At 71.7% G+C, this 22149-nt stretch carries 24 protein-coding genes; 4 read left to right on the forward strand and 20 right to left on the reverse strand.

Annotation, left to right across the window (positions count from 1 at the left end):
* Window positions 1-257: 257 nt before the first annotated feature.
* Window positions 258-1529 carry a tyrosine--tRNA ligase gene (gene tyrS / locus B9B60_RS09330; RefSeq protein ID WP_072624799.1) on the reverse strand — a complete coding sequence of 424 codons (1272 nt, stop codon included), beginning with the start codon at window positions 1527-1529 and terminating at the stop codon, window positions 258-260.
* Between the two features lie 196 nt (window positions 1530-1725).
* On the opposite strand from tyrS, the gene B9B60_RS09335 reads away from it, so the two are divergent.
* Both B9B60_RS09335 and bfr read left to right on the forward strand, forming a co-directional pair.
* A complete protein-coding gene (locus B9B60_RS09335; RefSeq protein WP_072624800.1) occupies window positions 1726-1947 on the forward strand; it encodes a (2Fe-2S)-binding protein in 222 nt (73 codons plus the stop codon).
* On the forward strand, window positions 1934-2422 hold the full coding sequence (bfr, locus tag B9B60_RS09340; protein ID WP_072624801.1) for a bacterioferritin: 489 nt from the start codon (window positions 1934-1936) through the stop codon (window positions 2420-2422). The genes B9B60_RS09335 and bfr overlap by 14 nt, the downstream gene beginning before the upstream one ends.
* Here the strand turns inward: bfr and B9B60_RS09345 are convergent.
* The 11 genes from B9B60_RS09345 to B9B60_RS09395 are packed head-to-tail and all read right to left on the reverse strand — an operon-like array spanning window position 2409 to window position 14835.
* The gene (locus B9B60_RS09345) at window positions 2409-3038 is read right to left on the reverse strand and encodes a DNA-3-methyladenine glycosylase (protein ID WP_084451173.1); all 630 of its coding nucleotides are present in this window, start codon (window positions 3036-3038) and stop codon (window positions 2409-2411) included. The two genes, bfr and B9B60_RS09345, sit on opposite strands and share 14 nt — an antisense overlap.
* A gap of 1 nt (window position 3039) precedes the next feature.
* Window positions 3040-4488 carry an argininosuccinate lyase gene (gene argH / locus B9B60_RS09350; protein ID WP_084451175.1) on the reverse strand — a complete coding sequence of 483 codons (1449 nt, stop codon included), beginning with the start codon at window positions 4486-4488 and terminating at the stop codon, window positions 3040-3042.
* Window positions 4485-4997 (reverse strand): arginine repressor, encoded by a 513-nt coding sequence (locus B9B60_RS09355; protein WP_084451177.1) that lies wholly within the window; start codon window positions 4995-4997, stop codon window positions 4485-4487. Before B9B60_RS09355 ends, argH begins: the two co-directional genes overlap by 4 nt.
* On the reverse strand, window positions 4994-5932 hold the full coding sequence (gene argF / locus B9B60_RS09360) for an ornithine carbamoyltransferase (protein WP_084451178.1): 939 nt from the start codon (window positions 5930-5932) through the stop codon (window positions 4994-4996). The genes B9B60_RS09355 and argF overlap by 4 nt, the downstream gene beginning before the upstream one ends.
* Window positions 5929-7137: an acetylornithine transaminase gene (locus tag B9B60_RS09365; protein WP_084451180.1), complete on the reverse strand. Its 1209-nt coding sequence runs from the start codon at window positions 7135-7137 to the stop codon at window positions 5929-5931. Before B9B60_RS09365 ends, argF begins: the two co-directional genes overlap by 4 nt.
* Entirely contained in the window at window positions 7134-8093 is a 960-nt protein-coding gene (argB, locus tag B9B60_RS09370) for an acetylglutamate kinase (protein WP_084451182.1), read from the reverse strand. Before argB ends, B9B60_RS09365 begins: the two co-directional genes overlap by 4 nt.
* A 14-nt stretch (window positions 8094-8107) precedes the next feature.
* The gene (argJ, locus tag B9B60_RS09375; protein ID WP_084451184.1) at window positions 8108-9259 is read right to left on the reverse strand and encodes a bifunctional glutamate N-acetyltransferase/amino-acid acetyltransferase ArgJ; all 1152 of its coding nucleotides are present in this window, start codon (window positions 9257-9259) and stop codon (window positions 8108-8110) included.
* A complete protein-coding gene (gene argC, locus B9B60_RS09380; RefSeq protein ID WP_223277589.1) occupies window positions 9256-10323 on the reverse strand; it encodes an N-acetyl-gamma-glutamyl-phosphate reductase in 1068 nt (355 codons plus the stop codon). The genes argJ and argC overlap by 4 nt, the downstream gene beginning before the upstream one ends.
* Before the next feature lie 37 nt (window positions 10324-10360).
* Window positions 10361-12880: a phenylalanine--tRNA ligase subunit beta gene (gene pheT, locus B9B60_RS09385; protein WP_084451187.1), complete on the reverse strand. Its 2520-nt coding sequence runs from the start codon at window positions 12878-12880 to the stop codon at window positions 10361-10363.
* Complete coding sequence (gene pheS / locus B9B60_RS09390) at window positions 12880-13974, reverse strand: phenylalanine--tRNA ligase subunit alpha (RefSeq protein ID WP_084451188.1); 1095 nt, start codon at window positions 13972-13974, stop codon at window positions 12880-12882. The genes pheT and pheS overlap by 1 nt, the downstream gene beginning before the upstream one ends.
* A gap of 24 nt (window positions 13975-13998) precedes the next feature.
* A complete protein-coding gene (locus tag B9B60_RS09395; RefSeq protein WP_084451189.1) occupies window positions 13999-14835 on the reverse strand; it encodes a hypothetical protein in 837 nt (278 codons plus the stop codon).
* 65 nt (window positions 14836-14900) lie between these two features.
* On the opposite strand from B9B60_RS09395, the gene B9B60_RS09400 reads away from it, so the two are divergent.
* Together B9B60_RS09400 and B9B60_RS09405 are read left to right on the forward strand one after the other, a co-directional pair.
* A complete protein-coding gene (locus tag B9B60_RS09400; protein WP_200811204.1) occupies window positions 14901-15341 on the forward strand; it encodes a Fur family transcriptional regulator in 441 nt (146 codons plus the stop codon).
* A gap of 41 nt (window positions 15342-15382) precedes the next feature.
* Entirely contained in the window at window positions 15383-16954 is a 1572-nt protein-coding gene (locus B9B60_RS09405; protein WP_084451191.1) for a catalase, read from the forward strand.
* Between the two features lie 60 nt (window positions 16955-17014).
* Here the strand turns inward: B9B60_RS09405 and B9B60_RS09410 are convergent, their stop codons facing one another.
* The 8 genes from B9B60_RS09410 to B9B60_RS09445 all read right to left on the reverse strand — a co-directional run bounded on the left by B9B60_RS09410 (window position 17015) and on the right by B9B60_RS09445 (window position 22142).
* Window positions 17015-17779, reverse strand: coding sequence for a TrmH family RNA methyltransferase (locus B9B60_RS09410; protein ID WP_084451193.1), 765 nt, complete (start codon window positions 17777-17779; stop codon window positions 17015-17017).
* A 56-nt stretch (window positions 17780-17835) separates the two neighbouring features.
* On the reverse strand, window positions 17836-18219 hold the full coding sequence (rplT, locus tag B9B60_RS09415; protein WP_072624813.1) for a 50S ribosomal protein L20: 384 nt from the start codon (window positions 18217-18219) through the stop codon (window positions 17836-17838).
* 39 nt (window positions 18220-18258) lie between these two features.
* On the reverse strand, window positions 18259-18453 hold the full coding sequence (rpmI, locus tag B9B60_RS09420; RefSeq protein ID WP_007925928.1) for a 50S ribosomal protein L35: 195 nt from the start codon (window positions 18451-18453) through the stop codon (window positions 18259-18261).
* Window positions 18454-18496: 43 nt separating this feature from the next.
* Entirely contained in the window at window positions 18497-19177 is a 681-nt protein-coding gene (infC, locus tag B9B60_RS09425; RefSeq protein ID WP_234993823.1) for a translation initiation factor IF-3, read from the reverse strand.
* 265 nt (window positions 19178-19442) lie between these two features.
* Window positions 19443-20165, reverse strand: coding sequence for an SseB family protein (locus tag B9B60_RS09430; protein ID WP_084451194.1), 723 nt, complete (start codon window positions 20163-20165; stop codon window positions 19443-19445).
* The gene (gene priA / locus B9B60_RS09435; protein ID WP_072624816.1) at window positions 20162-20905 is read right to left on the reverse strand and encodes a bifunctional 1-(5-phosphoribosyl)-5-((5-phosphoribosylamino)methylideneamino)imidazole-4-carboxamide isomerase/phosphoribosylanthranilate isomerase PriA; all 744 of its coding nucleotides are present in this window, start codon (window positions 20903-20905) and stop codon (window positions 20162-20164) included. Before priA ends, B9B60_RS09430 begins: the two co-directional genes overlap by 4 nt.
* Window positions 20902-21555, reverse strand: a complete 654-nt coding sequence (gene hisH, locus B9B60_RS09440; protein WP_084451195.1) for an imidazole glycerol phosphate synthase subunit HisH — start codon at window positions 21553-21555, stop codon at window positions 20902-20904. The genes priA and hisH overlap by 4 nt, the downstream gene beginning before the upstream one ends.
* Complete coding sequence (locus tag B9B60_RS09445; RefSeq protein WP_143445524.1) at window positions 21552-22142, reverse strand: hypothetical protein; 591 nt, start codon at window positions 22140-22142, stop codon at window positions 21552-21554. The genes hisH and B9B60_RS09445 overlap by 4 nt, the downstream gene beginning before the upstream one ends.
* Between the last annotated feature and the right edge of the window lie 7 nt (window positions 22143-22149).

Raw genomic sequence — 22149 nt, forward strand, 5'->3', positions numbered from 1 at the left:
ACCGTAGCAGCGGAGCTGCTCGGTTCCAAATCCGCGGTTCCGACCTGATCGGCCGGATCCGAGTAACTCGGATGGGGGCTGTCAGCTCGCGGGACTGGCCTGCCTGGTGTGACTCTTGCGAGTCACCGCGTGGTGTCCGTTCCTCCCTCTCGGGCTGACGTCGAGAACATTAGATCACCGATCCCGACTTCACCAAATCGGGGTCGGATCCCCCGAGTTTCCGGGCGATCCGACCCCGAGTGGGTGTCGTTGGCGGGTCAGCGCTGCCGGGCCGCCGCGAGGTTCCTGCGGCCCCGTCGCAGGACGGCCACCCGCCCGTGCAGGTAGTCCCCCGGCCCGAGGACGAACTGCTCGTCGGACACCTTGGTGCCGTTGACCGAGACCGCGCCGTCCGAGATCGCGCGACGCGCGGCCTTCTTGGAGTCGACGAGCCCGGTCGCCACGAGAGCATCGAGCAGCCCCGTGCCCACGGGGACATCGGCGCCGGGCAGCTCGGCCGTCGCGTCGAGCAGCGTGCCGGCGTCCAGTGCCGTGAGATCGCCCTTGCCGAAGAGGGCTTCCGAGGCCGCCTGGACCGAGATCGTGGCGGCCTCGCCGTGGACGAGCGTCGTCATGTCGGACGCCAAGGCTCGCTGGGCCGCACGACGGTGGGGCTCGTCCTTGACGAGCCGCTCGAGCTCGTCGATCTCCTCGCGGCCTCGGTCGGTGAAGACCTTGAGCAGCTTGACCACGGAGGCGTCCTCGACGTTGAGGAAGTACTGGTAGAAGGCGTAGGGACTGGTCATGTCGGCGGACAACCAGATGGCATTGCCCTCGGACTTGCCGTACTTGACCCCGTGGGAGTCGGTGAGCAGCGGCGAGGTCAGAGCATGGACCGACCCGCCCTCCGCACGGTGGATGAGGTCGACCCCCGCAGTGAGGTTGCCCCACTGGTCGGACCCGCCGAGCTGGAGCGTGCAGTCGTACTGGCGGTAGAGCTCGAGGTAGTCCAACGCCTGGAGGAGCTGGTAGCTGAACTCCGTGTAGGAGATGCCCTCTTGGCTCTCGAGCCGGGCCGAGATCGCGTCCTTGCGGATCATCTGGTTGACCCGGAAGTGCTTGCCGATGTCCCGCAGGAAGTCGAGCGCGGTCATCGGTGCGGTCCAGTCGAGGTTGTCGACGAGGATCGCCGGGTGCGCGACGCCGCTGCTCCCGTCGAAGTCGAGGAAGGGGCGCACGAGCTCCTTGATCCGGGAGACGTTGTGCGCCGTGTGCTCCTTGGTCCGCAGCTGGCGCTCACTCGTCGGCTTGGGGTCACCGATGAGCCCGGTGGACCCGCCGACGAGGCAGATCACCTTGTGGCCGGCGCGCTGGAACCGTCGCAGGGCGACGAGCTGCACGAAGTTGCCGAAGTGCAGAGAGGGCGCGGTCGGGTCGAAGCCGCAATACACCGTGATCGGTCCGTCGGCGAGGGCCTGTCGCAGGGCGGCCTCGTCGGTGGTCTGCGCCACCGCTCCGCGCCACTGCAGCTCGTCGAGGATGTCGGTCACGGTCGTCTCGGTCCTTCCGGGAGGTTGCCGGGCACGCGGTCGCATGCCCTGAGACAGCCTGCCACGGACCGGGGCGACTGCCGTCAGGCGCACCGGTGGGCGAGAGTCGATCCGCCATGTGGAACACCAGGTGACGAACCCTCCCTTCGTAGGGTTAAGGTATGCCTCACCTCACGAAGACGAAGGGAGACCGGGCGTGATCGTCTGTCACTGTGCCGTGGTCGGTGAACGCCAGATCGCCGACGCCGCCGCCGCCGGCGCGACCACCCTCTCCCGGGTGTGCGCGAGCACCGGAGCCGGCCGCGATTGCGGTGCCTGTGTCTTCTCAGTACGGCGGATCCTCTGCGAGAGTGTCGGGAGCGAGGTCGACACCGGCCTCTTCCCATCTCCCGCGGAGGTAGACCGTGCAGCCAGCTGACCCCCGAGTCATCACGCTCCTCAACGACGCACTCACCCTCGAACTGACCGTCGTCAACACGTACTTCCTGCACGCCCGCATGCTCGACAACTGGGGCCTGCCCCGCCTGGGCAAGGTCTTCTACGACCTGTCCATCGGTGAGATGAAGGATGCCGACGAGCTCATCGAGCGCATCCTGATGTTCGACGGCCACCCCAACGTCCAGAAGCTGAACAACATCCAGATCGGCGAGGACGCCAAGGAGATGCTCGAGCTGGCCCTCGCCAGCGAGATCGTCGCGGTCAAGCAGTTCAACTCCGCCGCGCAGGAGTGCCACGACCTGGGTGACCACGCGACCGCAGCGGTCTTCGAGGAGATGGCGCGCGACGAGGAGGGTCACGCCGACTGGTTCGAGGCGCAGCTCGACGCCATCGTCCGCGTCGGCGTCGAGAACTACCTGGCCCAGCAGGTCGACGTGGGCGTCAACCCCGCCTGACCCGCGGCTTGCCCGGCCGATAGGCCGAGACCGTCGGCTCCCCGTCGAGCCAGAAGCGCCACGGGTAGTCGGCTCCGTCTCCCCCGGGTCCCGAGACCCCCACCCGCGGCCCGGTACGGATGCGCTGGGGGTCGACGGGCTCGTCGGGCGCGACGAGGGCGATGGGAGCGCGTCTCCCGACCAGCGCGCTGCCGTCGTGCTCGCCGGTCAGCCCCAGGGCGCGGGTCAGTCGACCCGGCCCACGGGCCAGGTCTCGCGCAGGCACGTCGCCGCGGCGCTCTCGAGCGGTCTCCTCCCCCCGGACCACCTCACCGGCCCGAAGGAGGACCGCAGCGCACTCCCCCTTCGATCCCACGACGACGTTGGCGCACCAGTGGATGCCGTAGGAGCGGTAGACGTAGAGATGCCCGGGCGGACCGAACATCACCTCGGTGCGTGGGGTCATCCCCCGGTAGCCGTGCGAGCCCGGGTCGTTGCCGCCCCAGTAGGCCTCGACCTCGGTCAGGCGGAGCGTGACGTCGCCGGCCACCAGCCGGGTCCCGAGCAGCATGGGTGCGACGGACAGGGGGTCGCCCGCCAGGTCGGACCCGGTCAGGCGACGACCCCTCGTGGTCACGTCAGCGAGCTTCGATGCGGCTCGCGGCGAACGCGGACAGCTCCTCGAGCAGGGCCGTGGCGTCGGCGAGCTGCTCGCGGACCCGGGCGGGGGCGGTGCCGCCCTGGGCGTCGCGGGAGGCGAGCGAGCCTTCCACCGACAGGACCTCGCGGACCCCCGGCGTCAGGTGCTCACTGATCCCGGCGAGGTCCTCGTCGGTGAGGTCCCACAGCTCGATGTCACGCTCCTCGCAGACCCGCACGCACGCCCCGGCGACCTCGTGGGCCACTCGGAAGGGCACGCCCTGGCGCACGAGCCACTCGGCGATGTCGGTGGCGAGCGAGAAGCCCTGCGGCGCAAGGGCGGCCATTCGCTCTCCGTGGTAGGTCATCGTCGCCATCATCCCGGCGAAGGCGGGCAGCAGGACCTCGAGGGTGTCGACGGCGTCGAAGACCGGCTCCTTGTCCTCCTGGAGGTCGCGGTTGTAGGCCAGCGGCAGCGCCTTGAGGGTGGTCATGAGGCCGGCGAGGTCACCGACGAGACGACCGGCCTTGCCCCGGGCCAGCTCGGCCACATCGGGGTTCTTCTTCTGCGGCATGATGCTCGACCCGGTGGAGAAGGCGTCGTCGAGGGTGACGAAGGAGAACTCCTTGGTCGCCCAGAGGATGACCTCCTCGGCCAGCCGCGAGATGTCGACCGCCGTCATCGCCGCGACGAAGCAGAATTCCGCGACGAAGTCGCGCGAGGCCGTGCCGTCGATGGAGTTGGCGGTCGCCCCGGCGAAGCCCAGGTCCGTCGCGACCCCTTCCGGGTCGAGCCCGAGGGACGAGCCCGCCAGAGCACCGGATCCGTAGGGGCTGAGCGAGGTGCGCTCGTCCCAGTCGACGAAGCGCTGCACGTCGCGCAGCAGCGGCCACGCGTGCGCGAGCAGGTGGTGGCTGAGCAGGACCGGCTGGGCGTGCTGCAGGTGGGTGCGCCCCGGCATCGCCACGTCGATGTTGTCCCGGGCCTGGTCCACGAGCGCCCGCACGACCTCGAGGACGAGGCCGGAGACGATGCGGGCGTGGTCGCGCAGGTACATCCGGAAGAGGGTGGCCACCTGGTCGTTGCGCGAGCGCCCGGCGCGCAGTCGGCCACCGACATCGGCACCGGCGCGCTCGATGAGACCGCGCTCGAGGGCGGTGTGCACGTCCTCGTCGTCGAGCGCGGGCTCGAAGGCGCCGCTCGCCACATCGTCGGCGAGTCGTCGCAGGGCCTCGAGCATCGCCTCGAGCGTCGCGTCGTCGAGCAGGCCGGCACCGTGGAGGACGCGCGCGTGGGCCCTCGAACCGGCAATGTCGTAGGGGGCCAGACGCCAGTCGAAGTGCGTCGACTTGCTCAGGGCGGCGAGAGCATCGCTCGGTCCCCCGGCGAAGCGGCCACCCCACAGGCTCACCCGCTCGGCGGTCGTCGCGGTCTCGTCCTGGGTCACGGTGCCTCCTGGCTGTCGGTGGTCTGGGCCAGGCCCAGCAGCTGTGCGGTGACGGCGGCACCCTCGTCGGGTCCGCCGGTGATGATCATGATCGTGTCATCCCCCGCGATCGTCCCCAGCACTCCCGTGAGACGTGCGTGGTCGATCGCCGAGGCGAGGTAGCTGGCGGCACCCGGGGGCGTGCGCACGACGACGAGCTGGGCGCTCGCCCTGGCCGTGACGAGGAGCTCCTCGCACAGCCGGCGCAGCCGGTCGTCGTACTCCGCCGGGTCGACGGCCGCGCGCGGGGTGCGGTCGCCCCCTTCGCCGGGGATGGCGTAGACGAGGTCGCGGCCCACCCGCACCTTTTCGGCGCGCAGCTCGAGCAGGTCCCGGGACAGCGTCGCCTGGGTGATCTCGATGCCGTCTGCCGCGAGCAGCTCGAGCAGCTCCGGCTGACTGCGCACGGCATGCTCCCGCAGGAGCTCGATGATCCGTGCCTGCCGGCCGGGTCGGGTCGCGGCGATCACGACGAGGCGCGCAGGAGGAAGGTGAGCAGGGCCTTCTGTGCGTGCAGCCGGTTTTCGGCCTCGTCCCACACGACCGAGTGCGGCCCGTCGATGACGTCCGCCGCGATCTCCAGACCACGGTAGGCGGGCAGGCAGTGCAGGACGATCGCGTCGGCCGCGGCGTGGCCCAGCAGGTGCGTCGTCACGGCGAAGGGGGCGAAGGGCGAGGTCTGCCCGGTGCGATCCCCCTTCTCGCCCTCCATGCCCATCGACACCCAGGTGTCGGTCGCGACGACGTCGGCTCCCGCCACCGCGGCCGTGGGGTCATCGGTGACGAGGACCGATCCAGCCTCCTCGCCGGCGATGCGCTCGGCCCTGGCCAGGACGTCGGCCGAGGGCTGGTGGCTGGCCGGGGTCCCGATGCGCACGTGCATCCCGGCGAGGGCGCAGGCGAGGAGGTAGGAGTGCGCCATGTTGTTGGCCCCGTCGCCGACGTAGGCGATGGTGCGGCCAGCCGTCGAGCCCTTGTGCTCGCGGATCGTCAGCAGGTCGGCGAGCAGCTGGCAGGGGTGGTAGTCGTCGGTCAGCGCGTTGACCACCGGCACGTCGACGTGGTCGGCCATCTCCTGCAGCCGGTCCTGACCGTGCGTGCGCCAGACGATGGCGCTCACCTGGCGCCCCACGACCCGGGCGACGTCGGCGATCGACTCGCGGGTGCCGATCTGGGCGAGGTTGCCGTCGACGACCATCGGGTAGCCGCCGAGCTCGGCGACGCCGGTGGTGAAGGACAGCTGGGTGCGCAGCGTCGGCTTGTCGAAGATGATCGCGACCGACCGGGGCCCGGCGAGCGGCTGCTCGGCGTGCCGGTCGGCCTTGAGCGCGGCCGCGAGGTCGAGGACCTGCGACTGCTCCGCGGCCGTGAGGTCGTCGTCGGCGAGCAGGTGGCGGACGGTCATGCGGACTCCTTGGCGGCCTCGTCGAGGATCCCGGGCAGGGCGTCGACGAAGCTCGTGAGCTGGTCGGTGGTGATGGTGAGCGGCGGCGCCAGCCGCAGCGCGTCGGGCGCGACCGGGTTGATGATGAACCCGTGACGGCGGGCCGCGAGCGCCGCCGCAGGGGCGATCGGCGCGGTCAGGGCGATGGCGCGAAGCAGCCCCGCCCCACGCACACCGGCGACCCGGGGGTGCTCCAGCGCCGTCACCCGCTCGACGAGCAGGTCTCCGGCGGTGACCGCGTGCTCGACCAGACCCTCGGACTCGATGGTCGACATCACTGCGAGGGCTGCGCTGCAGGCGAGCGGGTTGCCGCCGAAGGTCGAGCCGTGCTGCCCCGCGGTGAGCAGACCGGTGGTCTCCGGACCGAAGGTCACCAGGGCACCGATCGGCACTCCCCCGCCGAGACCCTTGGCGACGGTGATCGCGTCGGGCACGACGCCGTCGAGCTGGTGGGCGAACCACGCACCGGTGCGCCCGACCCCGGTCTGGATCTCGTCGAGGACGAGCAGGGCGCCGGCCTCGCGGGTGATCTCGCGGGCTGCGGCGAGATAGCCCTCCGGGGGCGTCACCACTCCGGCCTCGCCCTGGATGGGTTCGAGCAGGACCATCGCGGTGTCGGGGCCGACGGCGGCGCGAAGCGCCTCGACGTCACCGGGCTCCACGTGCGTCACCCCGGGCAGGAGCGGTTCGAAGGGGGCCCGGTAGGCCTCCTTGTGGGTCAGGCTCACCGCTCCGGTGGTCCGGCCGTGGAAGGCACCGCCGACGGCGACGATCCCGGTGCGTCCGGTCCGCCGGGAGAGCTTGATCGCGGTCTCGACGGCCTCGGAACCGCTGTTGCAGAAGAAGACGCCCGACCCCTGCGGGGCCTGCGCGACGCGCAGCAGCGCCTCGGCCGCCTCGATCTGCGCGGGGGTCGTGAAGAAGTTGCTCACGTGGACGAGCTCACCGGCCTGCTTGGAGATCGCCGCGACGAGCTCGGGGTGACCGTGACCGAGCGCGTTGACGGCGATGCCCCCGAGGAGGTCGAGGTAGCGGGTGCCGTCGACGTCCCACACCCAGGCGCCCTCACCGCGGGCGAGGACGAGGCCGGGAAGGCCGAAGACCCCGATGTGGCTGGCGCGATAGCGCTCGAGCAGAGCCTGGTGATGCTCGCTGGGGGTGCTCATGAGGGGCTGCCCTCCCCTTCGTCGTCGGTGTCGTCGAGGTCCGGCAGGATCATCGTGCCGAAGCCCTCGTTGGTGAAGAGCTCGAGGAGCATCGAGTGCGGCTGGCGGCCGTCGACGACGTGCGCCTGGGGCACGCCGTGCTCGACGGCCCGGATGCAGGCCTCGAGCTTGGGGATCATCCCGGAGTCGACCGTGGCGAGCAGGTCGCGCGCGCCCGAGGCGGTGAGGTGCGACAGCAGCGAGTCGCGGTCGGGCCAGTCGGCGTAGACCCCGTCGACGTCGGTGAGGACGACGAGCTTGTGTGCCCGCAGGGCGACGGCCAGTGCTGCGGCGGCGGTGTCGGCGTTGACGTTGAGCACCTGACCGTCGACGTCGAGGTCGGGTGCGATCGTCGAGACGACCGGGATCCGACCGGCGTCGAGGATGTCGAGGACGGCCGCCGGGTCCACGGACTCGACGTCGCCGACGAGGCCGATGTCGACCGGCTCACCGTCGACGACGACGCCCTTGCGGCGGCCGCCGAAGAGACTCGCGTCCTCGCCGGACAGGCCGACGGCCACCGGGCCGTGCTGGTTGAGCAGGCCCACGAGCTCGCGGCCGACCTGGCCGGTGAGGACCATGCGCACGACCTCCATGACCTCGGGGGTCGTCACCCGCAGGCCGCCCTTGAACTCGCTCTGGAGTCCGAGCCGGTCGAGCATCGCCTGGATCTGCGGGCCGCCGCCGTGGACGACGACCGGGCGCAGGCCGGCATAGCGCAGGAAGACGATGTCCTCGGCGAAGGCCGCCTTGAGCGCGTCGTCGGTCATGGCATTGCCGCCGTACTTGATGACGACGAGTGCCCCGCGGAAGCGCTCGAGCCAGGGCAGGGCCTCGACGAGGGTGGTCGCCTTGGTCTGGGCGACCCGCAGTGCGGCCGCGTCGATGGCACCGCGAAGGGTGGATTCAGCAGGCATGCCTGTCATTCCGTTCACGTGGAGTAGGCGGAGTTCTCGTGGACGTAGTCGTGGGTCAGGTCGTTGGTCCAGACCGTCACCTCGTCGTCACCGGCGTGCAGGTCGACCTCGACGCGCACCTCGCGGGCCTCGAGGTCCACGAGCGTGCGGTCCTCACCGACCCCGCCGGCACGGCAGACCTGCACGCCGTTGATCGACACGTCGAGCCGTGCGGGCTCGAAGACGGCCGAGGTCGTGCCGACCGCGGCCAGCACGCGACCCCAGTTGGGGTCCTTGCCGAAGATCGCGCACTTGAAGAGGTTGTTGCGGGCGATGCTGCGCGCGACCTCGAGGCCGTCGGCCTCGCTCGCGGCCCGCTGCACGACGATCTCGATGTCGTGGTGGGCGCCCTCTGCGTCACCGATGAGCTGGCGGGCCAGGTCGACGCAGACCTCACGCACCGCCTCCGTGAGCTCGTCGCGGGAGACGGTGGTCCCGGACGCGCCGGAGGCCATGGCGAGGACGGTGTCGTTGGTCGACATGCACCCGTCGGAGTCGATCCGGTCGAAGGTCGTGCGGGTCGCCTCGCGCAGGGCCGCGTCGAGGTCGGCGGCACTCGTCACCGCGTCGGTGGTGACGACGACGAGCATCGTGGCCAGCGCGGGGGCGAGCATCCCGGCCCCCTTGGCCATGCCACCCACGCTCCACCCATCGCGGACGGCCGCAGCGGTCTTGGGCACGGTGTCGGTCGTCATGATCGCCTCGGCCGCGGCGGCTCCCCCTTCGGCGGTGAGGGAGCCGGCGGCAGCGGTGACGCCCGCGGTGAGCTTGGCCATCGGCAGCAGCTCACCGATGAGGCCGGTGCTGCAGACGACGACGTCCCCCGCCGAGACGCCGAGCGCCTCGGCCGTGTGCTCGGCGGTGGCGTGCGTGTCCTGGAAGCCCTGCGCCCCGGTGCACGCGTTGGCACCGCCGGAGTTGAGCACCACTGCGTCGGCACGACCGTCGACGAGGGACTGGCGTGACCACGTGACCGGGGCAGCCTCGACCCGGTTGGTGGTGAAGACCGCCGCCGCGTGCCGGTCGGGGCCGTCGTTGACGACGAGGGCCACATCGGGTCGGCCGCTCGCCTTGAGGCCGGCGGTGACGCCGGCGGCGCGGAATCCTGCAGGGGTCGTCGTGCTCACGGTGCCACTCCCGTCGTCGGCAGTCCGGTGGTCTCGGGGAGACCCAGGGCGAGGTTCATGGACTGCACGGCGGCGCCGGCCGTCCCCTTCGTCAGGTTGTCCTCGGCCGCGATCGCGACGACCCGGCCGCTCCGCTCGTCGAGGACGACCTGGACGTGGACGAGGTTGGAGCCGACGATGCTGCCCGTGTGCGGCCACTGCCCCTCGGGCAGCAGGTGGACGAAGGGCTCGTCGGCGTAGGCCCGCTCCCACGCGGCGCGGACGGTCGTCACTGTGGCGCCGGCAGCGGCGCGGGCCGTGACGGTGGCCAGGATGCCCCGCGGCATCGGCGCGAGGGTCGGCGTGAAGGAGACCGTCGCGTCCTGCCCGGCGGCCCGGGAGAGGTTGCGCTCGATCTCCGGCGTGTGCCGGTGGACCCCACCGACGCCGTAGGGGCTCATCGCGCCCATGACCTCGGACCCGATGAGGTGCGGCTTGGTCGAGCGGCCGGCGCCGGAGGTGCCGGAGGCGGCGACGACGACCACGTCGCCGGGCTCGACGACGCCCGCGGCCAGGCCCGGTGCGAGGGCGAGGCTGGCGGCCGTCGGGTAGCACCCCGGGACGGCGATCCGCCGCGCGCCGGCGAGGTCGTCACGGTGCTTGGTGCCGTCGGCCCGCACGAGCTCGGGGAGCCCGTAGGGCCAGGTCCCGGCGAAGGGGGTGTCGTAGTAGTCCGTCCAGTCCTGCTCGTCGTCGAGCCGGAAGTCGGCCCCGCAGTCGACGACCGTCACGTCGTCAGGCAGCTGCTCGGCGATCGCCGCGGAGTGCCCGTGCGGCAGGGCGAGGAAGACCACGTCGTGGCCGGCGAGCGTGTCGGCGGACGTCGGCTCGAGGACGCGGTCGGCGAGCGGCTGCAGGTGCGGCGCGAGGTCACCGAAGCGGACCCCGGCATTGCCCGACGCGGTGAGTGCGCCGATCTCGACGTCTGGGTGGCCGAGCAGGAGCCGAGCGATCTCGGCTCCTGCGTAGCCGCTGGCTCCGGCAATGGCTGCGGTGATCACCTGCATGACCATACGCAGACGCATGGTTTCATGCAAACGCGTGCCACAGGGCTCGCCGGGGTCAGCGCTGCTGGGCCCCCGTCGCCGAAGCCGCCGAGGCCACTGCCCGGTCGCGCAGCGCACTGACCTCGTCGGTCGTGAGCGTGCGACCGGAGCGGAAGGTCAGGCGGTAGGCGAGCGACTTGCGCCCCCCGCCCACCTGGTCACCCCGGTAGACGTCGAAGAGCGTCAGCGACTCGAGGTCTTCACCCGCACCCGAGCGCAGCGCAGCGGCGACGACCGCGGCGGGCACGCCCTCGTCGACGACGAGCGCGACGTCGGTGTTGGCGACCGGCTGGGTGGACAGCTGGGCGGGCTTGACCGGCTCACCGGAGGCGGCGACGACCGCGTCGAGGTCGACCTCGGCCGCGACCGTGCGCTCGGGCAGCTCCAGGCGCGAGCAGACCTTGGGGTGCAGCTCACCCGCGTGGCCGACGACCGCGCCACCGGGCACGGAGACCGCGACGCAGCGCCCCGGGTGGAAGGGCTCCCGCTGCGCGGCCTCGACGCCCAGCTCAACGCCGATGGAGTCACCGATCGCCCGCACCCACCCGACGGCGTCGGTCGGGTCGACGGACCGCGCGGGCCCGTGGGGTCCGGCGGCCAGCGCCGCCCCGGCCGCGGCGATGGCCACGTGCCGCGGCTGCGGGGGCACGCCGTCGGTGATCTGCTGGAGGGTCGGCGCGGCGGGCAGCACCCCACCGGGCGGCAGCGGGAGGGGGGTGATCCCGCCCGCCGTCACGAGGCCGATCTCGTAGAGCCCGACGTCGCGGTGACCCCGGGAGACATTGCGCCGCAGGGTGTCGAGGAGCGTGTCGAGGATCGAGGTGCGCATGATCGGCGCCTCGTCCTGCAGCGGGTTGGCCAGCCGCACCGTCGTGCGTCGCGGGTCGTCCGCGCTGTAGCCGAAGGCATCGTGGCGCTCGCTCGAGGTGAAGGGGTAGGAGAGCACCTCGACCAGACCGGTGGCCGCGAGCGTGCGGGCGACCGTGCGCCGCGCCCGCTGGCCGTGGGTCAGACCACGCCCGGCCGTGGCCCGGGGCACGTCGGACGGGATCTGGTCGTAGCCGCGCACCCGCGCGACCTCCTCGACGAGGTCCGGTCCGTCACCGAGGTCGGGGCGCCAGGTGGGCGGCGTGACGAGGAGGGACTCCCCTGAGTCCACCACGGTGCACCCGATCCTGGTGAGGGTCCCGACGACCTCATCGCGCGGGTAGTCGAGCCCGATGTAACGGCTCGGCAGCGCGGGGTCGAAGGGGATGGCCGCGGGCTCGGCGACGGACCCGATGTCGGTCGCCGCGTCATCGGCCGTACCGCCGCCGTGCTCGACGAGCAGGTCGACGGCCAGCTGGGCGGCCGCAGCCGTCACGGCAGGGTCGACACCCCGTTCGAAGCGCTTGGACGCCTCGGTCGTCAGCCGGTGCCGACGCGAGGAGCGGGCCACGGTGACGGAGTCGAAGTGCGCCGCCTCGACGAGCACATCGGTGGTCGTCTCGTCGACCTCGCTCGTCGCGCCACCCATGACGCCGGCGATGGCGAGCGGTGTCGTGCCGCCGTCGGTGATGAGCAGGTCAGCGGGGTCGAGGGTGCGCTCGACGTCGTCGAGGGTCATGAGGGTCTCTCCCGCCCGGGCGCGACGCACCTCGATGGCTCCCCCGAGCTTGGCCAGGTCGTAGGCGTGCAGCGGCTGACCGAGCAGCATCATCACGTAGTTGGTGACGTCGACGGCCAGCGAGATCGGCCGCATGCCGACCTCGGTCAGGCGGCGGCGCATCCACGTGGGTGAGGGTGCCGACGCGTCGATCCCGCGCACGACGCGGGCGACGAAGCGGTCACAGCCCGGCACACCGTCGACCGGCGCCTCGTCGTCGAGCCGCACCTCGTGCCCGGGCCCGGTGGCCGGCGCGACGACGATGTCCGCGGGGTCGACGAAGGGGGTGCCCTCGGACAGCGCGTACTCCCGCGCGATGCCGCGCATGGACAAGCAGTACCCGCGGTCGGGCGTGACGTTGACCTCGACCGTCTCGGCGTCGAGGCCGAGCACGGGGATGAGGTCGTCACCGGGGGTGAGGGCCGCCAACACCTCCGGGCGGTCGGCGAGGTACTCGGTGAGCACGATGATGCCGTCGTGGTCCTCGCCGAGGCCCAGCTCGAGCGCGGAGCAGATCATGCCGGCGCTCACGTGCCCGTAGGTCTTGCGCGCGGAGATCTCGAAGTTCCCCGGCAGCACACCGCCGGGCAGGATCACCGCGACGAGGTCACCCACGTCGAAGTTGTGCGCGCCGCACACGATGCCCTGCGGCTCGCCGGTGCCGTTGGCGGCACCCACGTCGACCTGGCACCAGTTGATCGTCTTGCCGTTCTTCTGCTCCTCGGGCGTGCGCTCGAGGACCTTGCCCACGACGAGCGGGCCGGTGACCTCGCCACCGAGGATGTCCTCCTCCTCGAGACCCACCCGCACGAGGGTGGCGGCGACGTCCGCCCCCTTCGCCTGCGGGTCGACCTCGGTCAGCTCACGGAGCCACTCGATCGGTGCCCGCATCAGATCTCCATCCCGAACGCCGCCGAGAAGCGGACGTCTCCCTCGATGATGTCGCGCATGTCGGCGACGCCGTGGCGCAGCATGAGCGAGCGCTCGATGCCCAGGCCGAAGGCGAAGCCGGTGTACTCGTCCGGGTCGACGCCCGCGGCCGCGAGCACGCGACGGTTGACCATGCCGGAGCCGCCGAGCTCGATCCAGCCGGTGCCGCCGCAGGTGCGGCAGGAGGAGTCGGCACCACGGCAGACCCAGCACTGGCAGTCGATCTCGGCGCTCGGCTCGGTGAAGGGGAAGTAGTTGGGCCGCAGCCGCGTGACGATGCCCTCGCCGAAGAGCCCCTGGACGAAGGCGTCGAGAGCCCCGCGCAGGTGGGCCATCGTGATGCCCTTGTCGACGACGAGACCCTCGAACTGGTGGAAGACCGGGGTGTGGGTCGCGTCGAGGTCGTCGGTGCGGAAGACCTTGCCGGGGCACAGCACGTAGATCGGCGGCTCGCGGTCGAGCATCGTGCGGATCTGCACCGGCGAGGTGTGCGTGCGCAGCACGACGCCGGCGTCGGCCGGCTCGACGAAGAAGGTGTCCTGCTCGCCGCGGGCCGGGTGGTCGGGCCCGATGTTGAGCGCGTCGAAGGTCAGCCACTCGGACTCGATCTCCGGTCCCTCGGCGATCTCCCAGCCCATGCCGACGAAGATGTCCTCGACCCGCTCGGTCACGAGGCTGATCGGGTGCCGCGCCCCGAGGCGCTGGTGCGGGCTGGGCACGGTCAGGTCGAGGGTCTCTTCGACGAGGATCCGCTCGTCGCGCTCGGCCTCGAGCTCGGCCTGCCGGGCCGCGAAGGCCTGAGCGACGCGGCCTCGGGCCTGGCCGACGCGCTTGCCGGCCTCGGCCTTGGCGCTCGGCGGCAGCGCACCGATCTCGCGGTTGGCGAGGGCGAGCGGGCTCTTGTCGCCCTGGTGCGCCCCGCGGATCCGCTTGAGCTCGTCGAGGGTCGTGGCGCCCGCGGCGGCGTCGAGCGCGGCCTGAACGGCCTCGTCGATCACCTGCGGGTCGAGCGCGGCGACCTCGACCGGGTCGTAGTTGGTGTTGGGTCCTGACACGAGGCCCGAGTCTACGGGCCCTCGTCAGTCCAGATCGTGCACGGTCAGCCGGTCGCGCGGGTGCAGCCGGCCGAGGACGAGGTTCATCACCGGCTCGGGTCCGCGCTGGTGGCGCGAGTAGGCGGTGGCACCGGACTCGTAGAGCTGGTGCAGCCGCCCGTCGACGACGACCGAGCCCTCGGCCATGGGCGGCAGCAGGGTGTTGCGTCCGGTCAGGGGTGTCCACCCCCCGTCCCGGCGGAAGTCCCCCGCGTCCACCCGGGTGAGTGTCGACGGCGCGGTGCGCCCCCAGCTGCGCGAGAACCACACGGCCCGATCCTCGTCGAAGGCCATCCCCTGGGTGCGCGGCGGGACGACGAGCTCCTCACCGCTCCACTGCGGACGTCCCTCGTCGTCGAGGACGTAGCGGTAGGTGCGCCCCGGTCCGTCGACGACGAACCGGGTGACCCACAGCTCGCCGTCGTGGGCGGTGACGGTCGAGCTGGCCTGGACCTTGACCGTGAGCACCGGGTCGGCGATGCCCTCGCGCAGCCGGGCCGTCTCGTGGACCTGCAGCCGCCCCCGACCACTGACGTAGGTCCGGTCACCGAGGACGGTCACACCCCCGTAGTGGTCGAGTCCGGTGAGCTCGACGCGGGCCGTGGCCTCCCCCTTCGCATCGGCGATGACGAGGAGGCCGTCCCGGGGATTACGGGCGTCGTAGAAGGTGTAGAGCCACTCGTCGTGCTCCGCGTCGTGGGCCAGCCCCTGGGGCACCTCCGTGCCGCCGGGGACGAAGGGGATGACCGCACCGGCCTCGACCTCGCCCGGTCCGCGTCGCCGCCACCTGATCCACTGCCGCAGGGTCCGCCACCACGTCATGGCACGGCACCCTAGCCGCGCCCCTTTTTTTGACTCGTTCAAGTTCTGGTGGGACTCTAGGGGGGATGAGCACGATGATCGACACCGACGCGGCGGCAGGCCTCCTGCGCGAGCACTCCCTGCGCGTCACCGCCCCCCGAGTGGCGGTGCTGCGGGAGCTGTCCGCGCACCCCCACGCCGACGTCGACACGATCACCCGCGCCACCCGCGAGCGGCTGGGCTCGGTGAGCACCCAGGCCGTCTACGACATCCTCGGCGCCCTCGCCGCACAGGGCATGGTCCGCAAGTTCGAGCCCGCCGGGCACCCCGCCCGCTACGAGCTCGAGCTCGGCGACAACCACCACCACCTCGTGTGCCGCACCTGCGGCACGATGGTCGACGTCGAGTGTGCCCCGGGCAAGGCCCCGTGCCTCGACGCCGCCGACGACCACGGCTTCGCCATCGACGAGGCCGAGGTCATCTACTGGGGCATCTGCTCCGACTGCGCGCAGACCGCCGCACCCTGACCCGCACTACTCCCCACCCCGCAGAGAAAGAGGAGCAGCAGATGTCATCCACCCACTCCACCCCCGCCCCGCGCTCGGACGCCAACGGCACGCTCGACGTGTCGGGACGTTCGACGCAGGTCAACGGCGCCCCCGCCGTGAGCGACCGCAACAGCCTGTCGGTCGGCAGCAACGGACCGCTGCTGCTCCACGACACCCACCTGGTCGACACGCTCGCCCACTTCAACCGGGAAAACATCCCCGAGCGCAAGCCGCACGCCAAGGGCTCCGGTGCCTTCGGGCACTTCGAGACGACCGCTGACGTCTCGCAGTACACCAAGGCGGCGCTCTTCCAGCAGGGCACGACGACGCGGATGCTCGCCCGATTTTCCACCGTCGCCGGTGAGCTCGGCTCCCCCGACACCTGGCGCGATGTGCGCGGCTTCGCGCTGCGCTTCTACACGAGCGAGGGCAACTTCGACCTCGTCGGCAACAACACGCCGATCTTCTTCCTGCGCGACCCGCTGAAGTTCCCCCACTTCATCCGCAGCCAGAAGCGCCTGCCCGACTCCGGCCTGCGCGACAACACGATGCAGTGGGACTTCTGGACCAACAACCCCGAGTCGGCGCACCAGGTCACCTACCTCATGGGCGACCGCGGTCTGCCCCGCTCGTGGCGGCACATGAACGGCTACGGCAGCCACACCTACATGTGGGTCAACGCCTCGGGCGAGAAGTTCTGGGTCAAGTACCACTTCCACACCCAGCAGGGCGTCGAGGGCCTGACCAACGACGCGGCCGGTCGCCTGGCCGGCGAGGACGCGGAGTTCCACCGGCGTGACCTCTTCGACGCCATCGCCCGCGGCGAGCACCCCCAGTGGAAGCTGTCGGTGCAGGTCATGCCCTACGAGGAGGCCAAGACCTACCGCTTCAACCCCTTCGACCTGACGAAGACCTGGTCTCACGAGGACTACCCGCTCATCGAGGTCGGCACGATGACCCTCGACGAGAACCCGGTCAACTTCTTCGCGCAGATCGACCAGGCGGCCTTCGCCCCGAGCAACACCGTGCCGGGCATCGGCTTCTCCCCGGACAAGATGCTGCTCGGCCGGGTCTTCGCCTACGCCGACGCCCACCGCGCCCGGATCGGGCCGAACTTCCACCAGCTGCCGGTCAACCGGCCGGCGGTCGCCGCGGAGAACCACTTCTCCTTCGACGGCCCGATGCGCTACGAGCACTCCGGTGCCGCCCCCGTCTACCAGCCCAACAGCTTCGGTCGGCCCCACGCCGACACCCAGGGCCCGGTCGACGACGGGTGGGAGGCCGACGGCGAGATCGTCCGCTCGGCATACGAGCTGCACGCCGAGGACGACGACTTCGGGCAGGCCGGCACCCTCGTGCGCGAGGTCTTCGACGACGCCCAGCGCGACCGGCTCGTCGGGACCGTCGTCGGGGCGCTCGCCGGGGTGCAGGAGCCGGTCCTCGGTCAGGCCCTGCAGTACTGGAAGAACATCGACGCCGAGATCGGCCAGCGCATCGCCGCGGGCAAGCAGGCGGCCGACGAGGCGCCGAGCGACCCGGGCGAGATCCTGCGCGGCCAGGAGACCCACGCCCGCGCCGGCGCGGACGCCTGACCGGTCCCACCACGACGAAGGGCGCCGCTCCCCGCACCGGGGGCGGCGCCCTTCGTCGTGTCAGGCTCGCTGCTGGCGCGCCGAGGCATAGAGGCAGATCGTCGTCGCCATCGCGAGGTTGAGCGACTCGGCGTGCCCGTGGATCGGCACCCGCACGGCCTCGTCGCAGGCGGCGAGGGTCGCCTCCTCCAGACCCCAGGCCTCGTTGCCCATGACCCACACGTGGGGGCCGGCGAGTTCGGTGTCGTCGATCGTCCCCGCTCCCCCGCCGTCGGCGGCCAGACGCCGCACCCCGCCCTCCCCGAGGGTCGCCAGGGTCGGTTCGATCGCCAGACCGGTGACCACCGGCAGGTGGAAGAGCGAGCCGGCCGTGGAGCGCACCACCTTGGGCGAGGTGACGTCCACGGAGGCGTCGCTGACGAGCACGGCGTCGGCCCCGGCCGCATCGGCAGCACGGATCACCGTGCCGAGGTTGCCGGGGTCGCGGACATGGGTGAGCAGGACGAGCAGCCGCGGGTCGCCGGCGAGGACGCCATCCAGCGAACTGGGTGACCAGTCGACGACGGCGACCGTCCCCTGCGGGGTGTCGGCATCGCACATCGCGGCGAGGACCTCGTCGGTGACCTCGTGGACGAAGATCCCGCGCTCACGGGCCGGCTCGACGAACTCGGCGTAGCGCTCGGCGGCCTCGGCCGTCGCGTAGAGGTCGACGACCCTCTCCGGCGTGAAGCGCACCGCCTCACGCACCCCCTGGGGTCCCTCGACGAGGACACGGCCGGTGCGTCGACGCGCAGAACGCCGGGAGAGCCCGCGCACCGACCGCACCCGCTCCGAGGCGGGGTTGGTCAGTGGTGGGCGCTCCCGGCGTCCGGTGTGGTCGCTCAGGCCTCGACCTTGGCGTCGGTGGTCGCCGGCACGTTGGCCTTGGCGATCTCGACGAGCGCGGCGAAGGCGGCCTCGTCGTTGACGGCGAGCTCGGCGAGCATGCGACGGTCGACCTCGATCTCCGCGGCGCGCAGGCCCTGGATGAAGCGGTTGTAGGTCATGCCGTTGGCGCGGGCGCCGGCGTTGATGCGCTGGATCCACAGGCGACGGAAGTCGCCCTTCTTGGCGCGACGGTCACGGTAGCTGTAGACCGCGCTGTGGGTGACCTGCTCCTTGGCCTTGCGGTACAGGCGGGACCGCTGGCCCCGGTAGCCGCTGGCGCGCTCGAGGACGACCCGGCGCTTCTTGTGGGCGTTGACCGCCCGCTTCACGCGTGCCACGTGATGACTCCTTAGATGTGTGGGGACAAGAGGCTCAGGTCAGCGACCGAGCAGCTTCTTGATCTTCTTCTCGTCGGCCTTGGAAACCAGGACGTCGTTGGCGAGACGACGCGCGTGCTGCGGGGTCTTCTCGTGGAACTTGTGGACGTGGTTGGCGCGCTCGCGCATGATCTTGCCCGAGCCGGTGACCCGGAAGCGCTTCTTCGCACCGGAGTGCGTCTTGTTCTTCGGCATGGCGCCGATCTCCTTCTCGTTGCTGTGCTGGTCTGGGGCCGGCTCAGGACTCGGCCGGGGCCTCGGTGGTCTCGGCCTCGGTGGTCTCGGCCTCGGTCGTCTCGGCCGACTCCGCCGGGGCGGCAGCGGCCGCGGTGGCCGCCTTCTGCTCGTCCTTCTTGCGTCGCGCCTCGGCGCGGGCCTCGGACTTCTTCCTCGTCGGGGCGAGCACCATGACCATGTTGCGGCCGTCCTGCTTGGGGGCCGACTCGACGGTGCCGAGCTCCACGACGTCCTCCGCGAGACGCTGCAGCAGTCGGAAGCCCAGCTCGGGGCGGGACTGCTCGCGGCCACGGAACATGATCGTCACCTTGACCTTGTCGCCGGCACCCAGGAAGCGCTCGACGTGGCCCTTCTTCGTGCCGTAGTCGTGGCTGTCGATCTTCGGTCGGAGCTTGATCTCCTTGATGACCGTGTTGACCTGGTTCTTGCGCGCTTCACGCGCCTTCATGGCGGCTTCGTACTTGTACTTGCCGAAGTCCATGAGCTTGGCGACGGGGGGCTTGGCCATCGGAGCGACCTCGACGAGGTCGAGGTCCGCCTCTGCGGCGAGACGAAGGGCGTCCTCCACGCGGACGATGCCGACCTGCTCCCCGTTGGGGCCGACCAACCGCACCTCCGGGACGCGGATACGGTCATTGATGCGAGGCTCGCTGATGTGCTGCTCCTTAGCTCGGTGTGTCACTCCCGCCACCGACGAAGAAAGGCTCCTCGCCGATCGCGAGGAGCCTCACCAGAGCACGACACCACACCCGGACGAAGGGAGCGACGGTGCCACTCCCGCGGTCGGGACCGCGTCGAGACCTGTGACCCGGCAACCCAGCGGTCCATGCGAACCTGTGGTCGACGCGGGTGGAAGCGAGGCTCCTCTTGCGTCACCGCCACAAGGACGGTGACCGGTCGTGGCCAACGCTACCAGCGGATCCCGCAGAGTCGAAATCGCCGCCGACTCAGACGACCGCGAAGGACAGCCCGTCGACCCGCGCGCGCAGCTCACCGTCGGTGGCCAGCTGCTCGGCCACACCGGTGACGAGCGAGCGCACCTGCTCCTCGCCGAGCCCCGGCACGAGGGTGAGCGTGATCTGCAGGATCCCCTGGCCGTCGGGGACGCCGGCCCCCAGGGCGTGCTCGGTGATCTCCTCACGGGTGGAGACGACCCGCGCCACCGACTCGGCGACGAAGGGGTCCTCGTGCGCGGGCAGCCAGGCCCGCTGCTGGGCCAGGGCCCAGACCATGGAGGCCCGCACCTCGAAGGCGTGCTCGCTGGCGCAGTCGAGCACCATGAGGTCGGCCTGCTCGCTCACGGCAGCCTGGGCAGCCCGGGCGGCCTCGACGGGCACCGGCCGCACGGACCCGTCGAAGGCCGCGAGATCGGCCATGGAGGAGAAGACCGGGAGCGCCGTGCGCCCGTCGGGGTGCTCGAGCAGCACGACCGCCATGTCGGCCTCCTTGTCGGCCACGACCCCGTGCTCGCCCTCGGCGGTCTCGCCGGCGACGGCCTTGACCGGCACGAGCAGCCGGGCGCCCGCCAGCCGGTCGACGACCTCGGCCTCGCCCCCGGTCGTCAGGGCCCGCAGCAGGGCCGGGTCGGCCTCGCCCGTGTCCCCGCCGAAGCCGCCAGTCGGCAGCTCGCGGCCCTGCCAAGGGATGCCGGCGGAGTCGCCGGTGGTCACGGCCGCCCCGCAGCGTCGAGTGCCTCGGCCAGGGTGACCGTGCCCTTGTAGAGCGCGGAGCCGATGATCGCCCCCTCGACGCCCTCGGCGACGAGCCCGCGCAGGGCGATGACGTCGTCGCGGGTCGTCACGCCACCGCTGGCGACGACCGCGGCGTCGGTCGCGGCGCACACGTCCTTCAGGAGCTGGAGGTTGGGACCGGCGAGCATGCCGTCCTTGGCGACGTCGGTGACGACGTAGCGCGCGCACCCCTCGCGGTCGAGTCGGGCCAGCGTCTCCCAGAGGTCACCACCCTCCTGGGTCCACCCACGGGCGGCGAGCGTGGTGCCCCGCACGTCGAGACCGACGGCGATGCGGTCGCCGTGCTCGGCGATGGCCTGCGCGGTCCACTCCGGGTTCTCGAGTGCGGCCGTGCCGAGGTTGACCCGCGCGCAGCCGGAGTCGAGGGCTGCGGTCAGCGACTCCTCGTCGCGGATCCCGCCGCTCAGCTCGACCTTGATGTCGAGACCGCCGACGATGCCCGCGAGCAGGTCGCGGTTGCTCCCGGTGCCGAAGGCGGCGTCGAGGTCGACCAGGTGGATCCACTCGGCGCCCTGCTCCTGCCAGGCCCGGGCGGCCTGCAGCGGGTCGCCGAAGTCCCACCCCGACCCGGCCACGCCCTGCTGCAGCTGCACGGCCCGCCCTTCGCGCACGTCGACGGCGGGCAGGAGCTCCAGGCGGGGGCTCTCGGTCGTGGTCACAGTGACATCACCCAGTTCTTCAGGAGGTGCAGCCCGGCGTCCCCGGATTTTTCGGGGTGGAACTGCGTGGCGGACAAGGGGCCGTTCTCGACGGCGGCGACGAAGGGGGACCCGTGCTCACTCCACGTGACGAGGGGCGCTGCAGCCGAGAGCGCGCCATCGGGTCGGGGCAGGTCCCAGGTGGGCACCCCGTAGGAGTGCACGAAGTAGAAGCGCTCGTCCTCGACACCGGCGAAGAGCCGTGTGCCGGTGGGCGCCTCGAGGGTCGACCAGCCCATGTGCGGCACGACGGGTGCGGCGAGACGGGCGACGGTCCCGGGCCACTGCTGCAGACCCTGCTGCGGTGGTTGGGCACCGCTCGGCTCGTCGGACCCGTCGAACATCACCTGCATGCCGACGCAGACCCCGAGCACGGGACGACCACCGGCGAGGCGGGTGTCGACGAGCGACGGGCCGTCGACCGCGCGCAGACCGGCCATGCAGGCGTGGAAGTTGCCCACCCCGGGCACGAGCAGCCCGTCAGCGGCGAGCACCGCCTCGCGGTCGGCGGTCAGCTCGACGCGGGCTCCGACGTGGGCGAGCGCCCGGACGGCGGAGTGGACGTTGCCGGAACCGTGGTCGAGGACGACGACGTGCGGGCTGGTGCTCATTGGTGCACATCCTTGACGACGGACTCGAAGGCGCGCACGGCGCTCTCGTCGGGCGAGATGACCGGCCCCAGGGCCCCGTCGCTGCCGTCGAGTGCCCGCCCACCGGGGAGCCCGAGCACCGTGACGACCTCGACGAGCCACTCCAGGTGGGTCAGGTCGGTCCGGCCCCAGAGGGCACGGACCTCACGGATCGGCACCTCCCGCGCGCCGGGATTGCCGGCGAGGGTGCGGTGCAGGTCCTCGGGGGTGAGCGCGGGCAACCGGGGACCGCGCACGATCTCACGGTCGGCCGCACGCAGGGCCCACCGGGCAGGGCTGCGGCCGGCCCGGGCGGTGACCACAGCCGTGTCGTCCATGGCGAACAGGCCGATCGCGGGGGTCAGCCGAGGGCCCACGTGCCGCGAGGCGAGAAGCGTGAGGGCGTCGTCGTAGGGGGCCGCGGTGACGCTCGCCCGCGTCGCCGGCACGACGATCGACCACGCGCTGTGCTCGAGCACGTGGCACGGCACGACACCACGACGTACCCACTCCACCGCGCTCGCGGACGAGGCGGCGAGGAGCACCACTCCCCTGCCCTGCTGGGTCATCGCATCC

It is taken from the genome of Janibacter indicus (assembly GCF_900176385.1).
In the GTDB taxonomy this organism is placed as follows: Bacteria; Actinomycetota; Actinomycetes; order Actinomycetales; family Dermatophilaceae; genus Janibacter; species Janibacter indicus.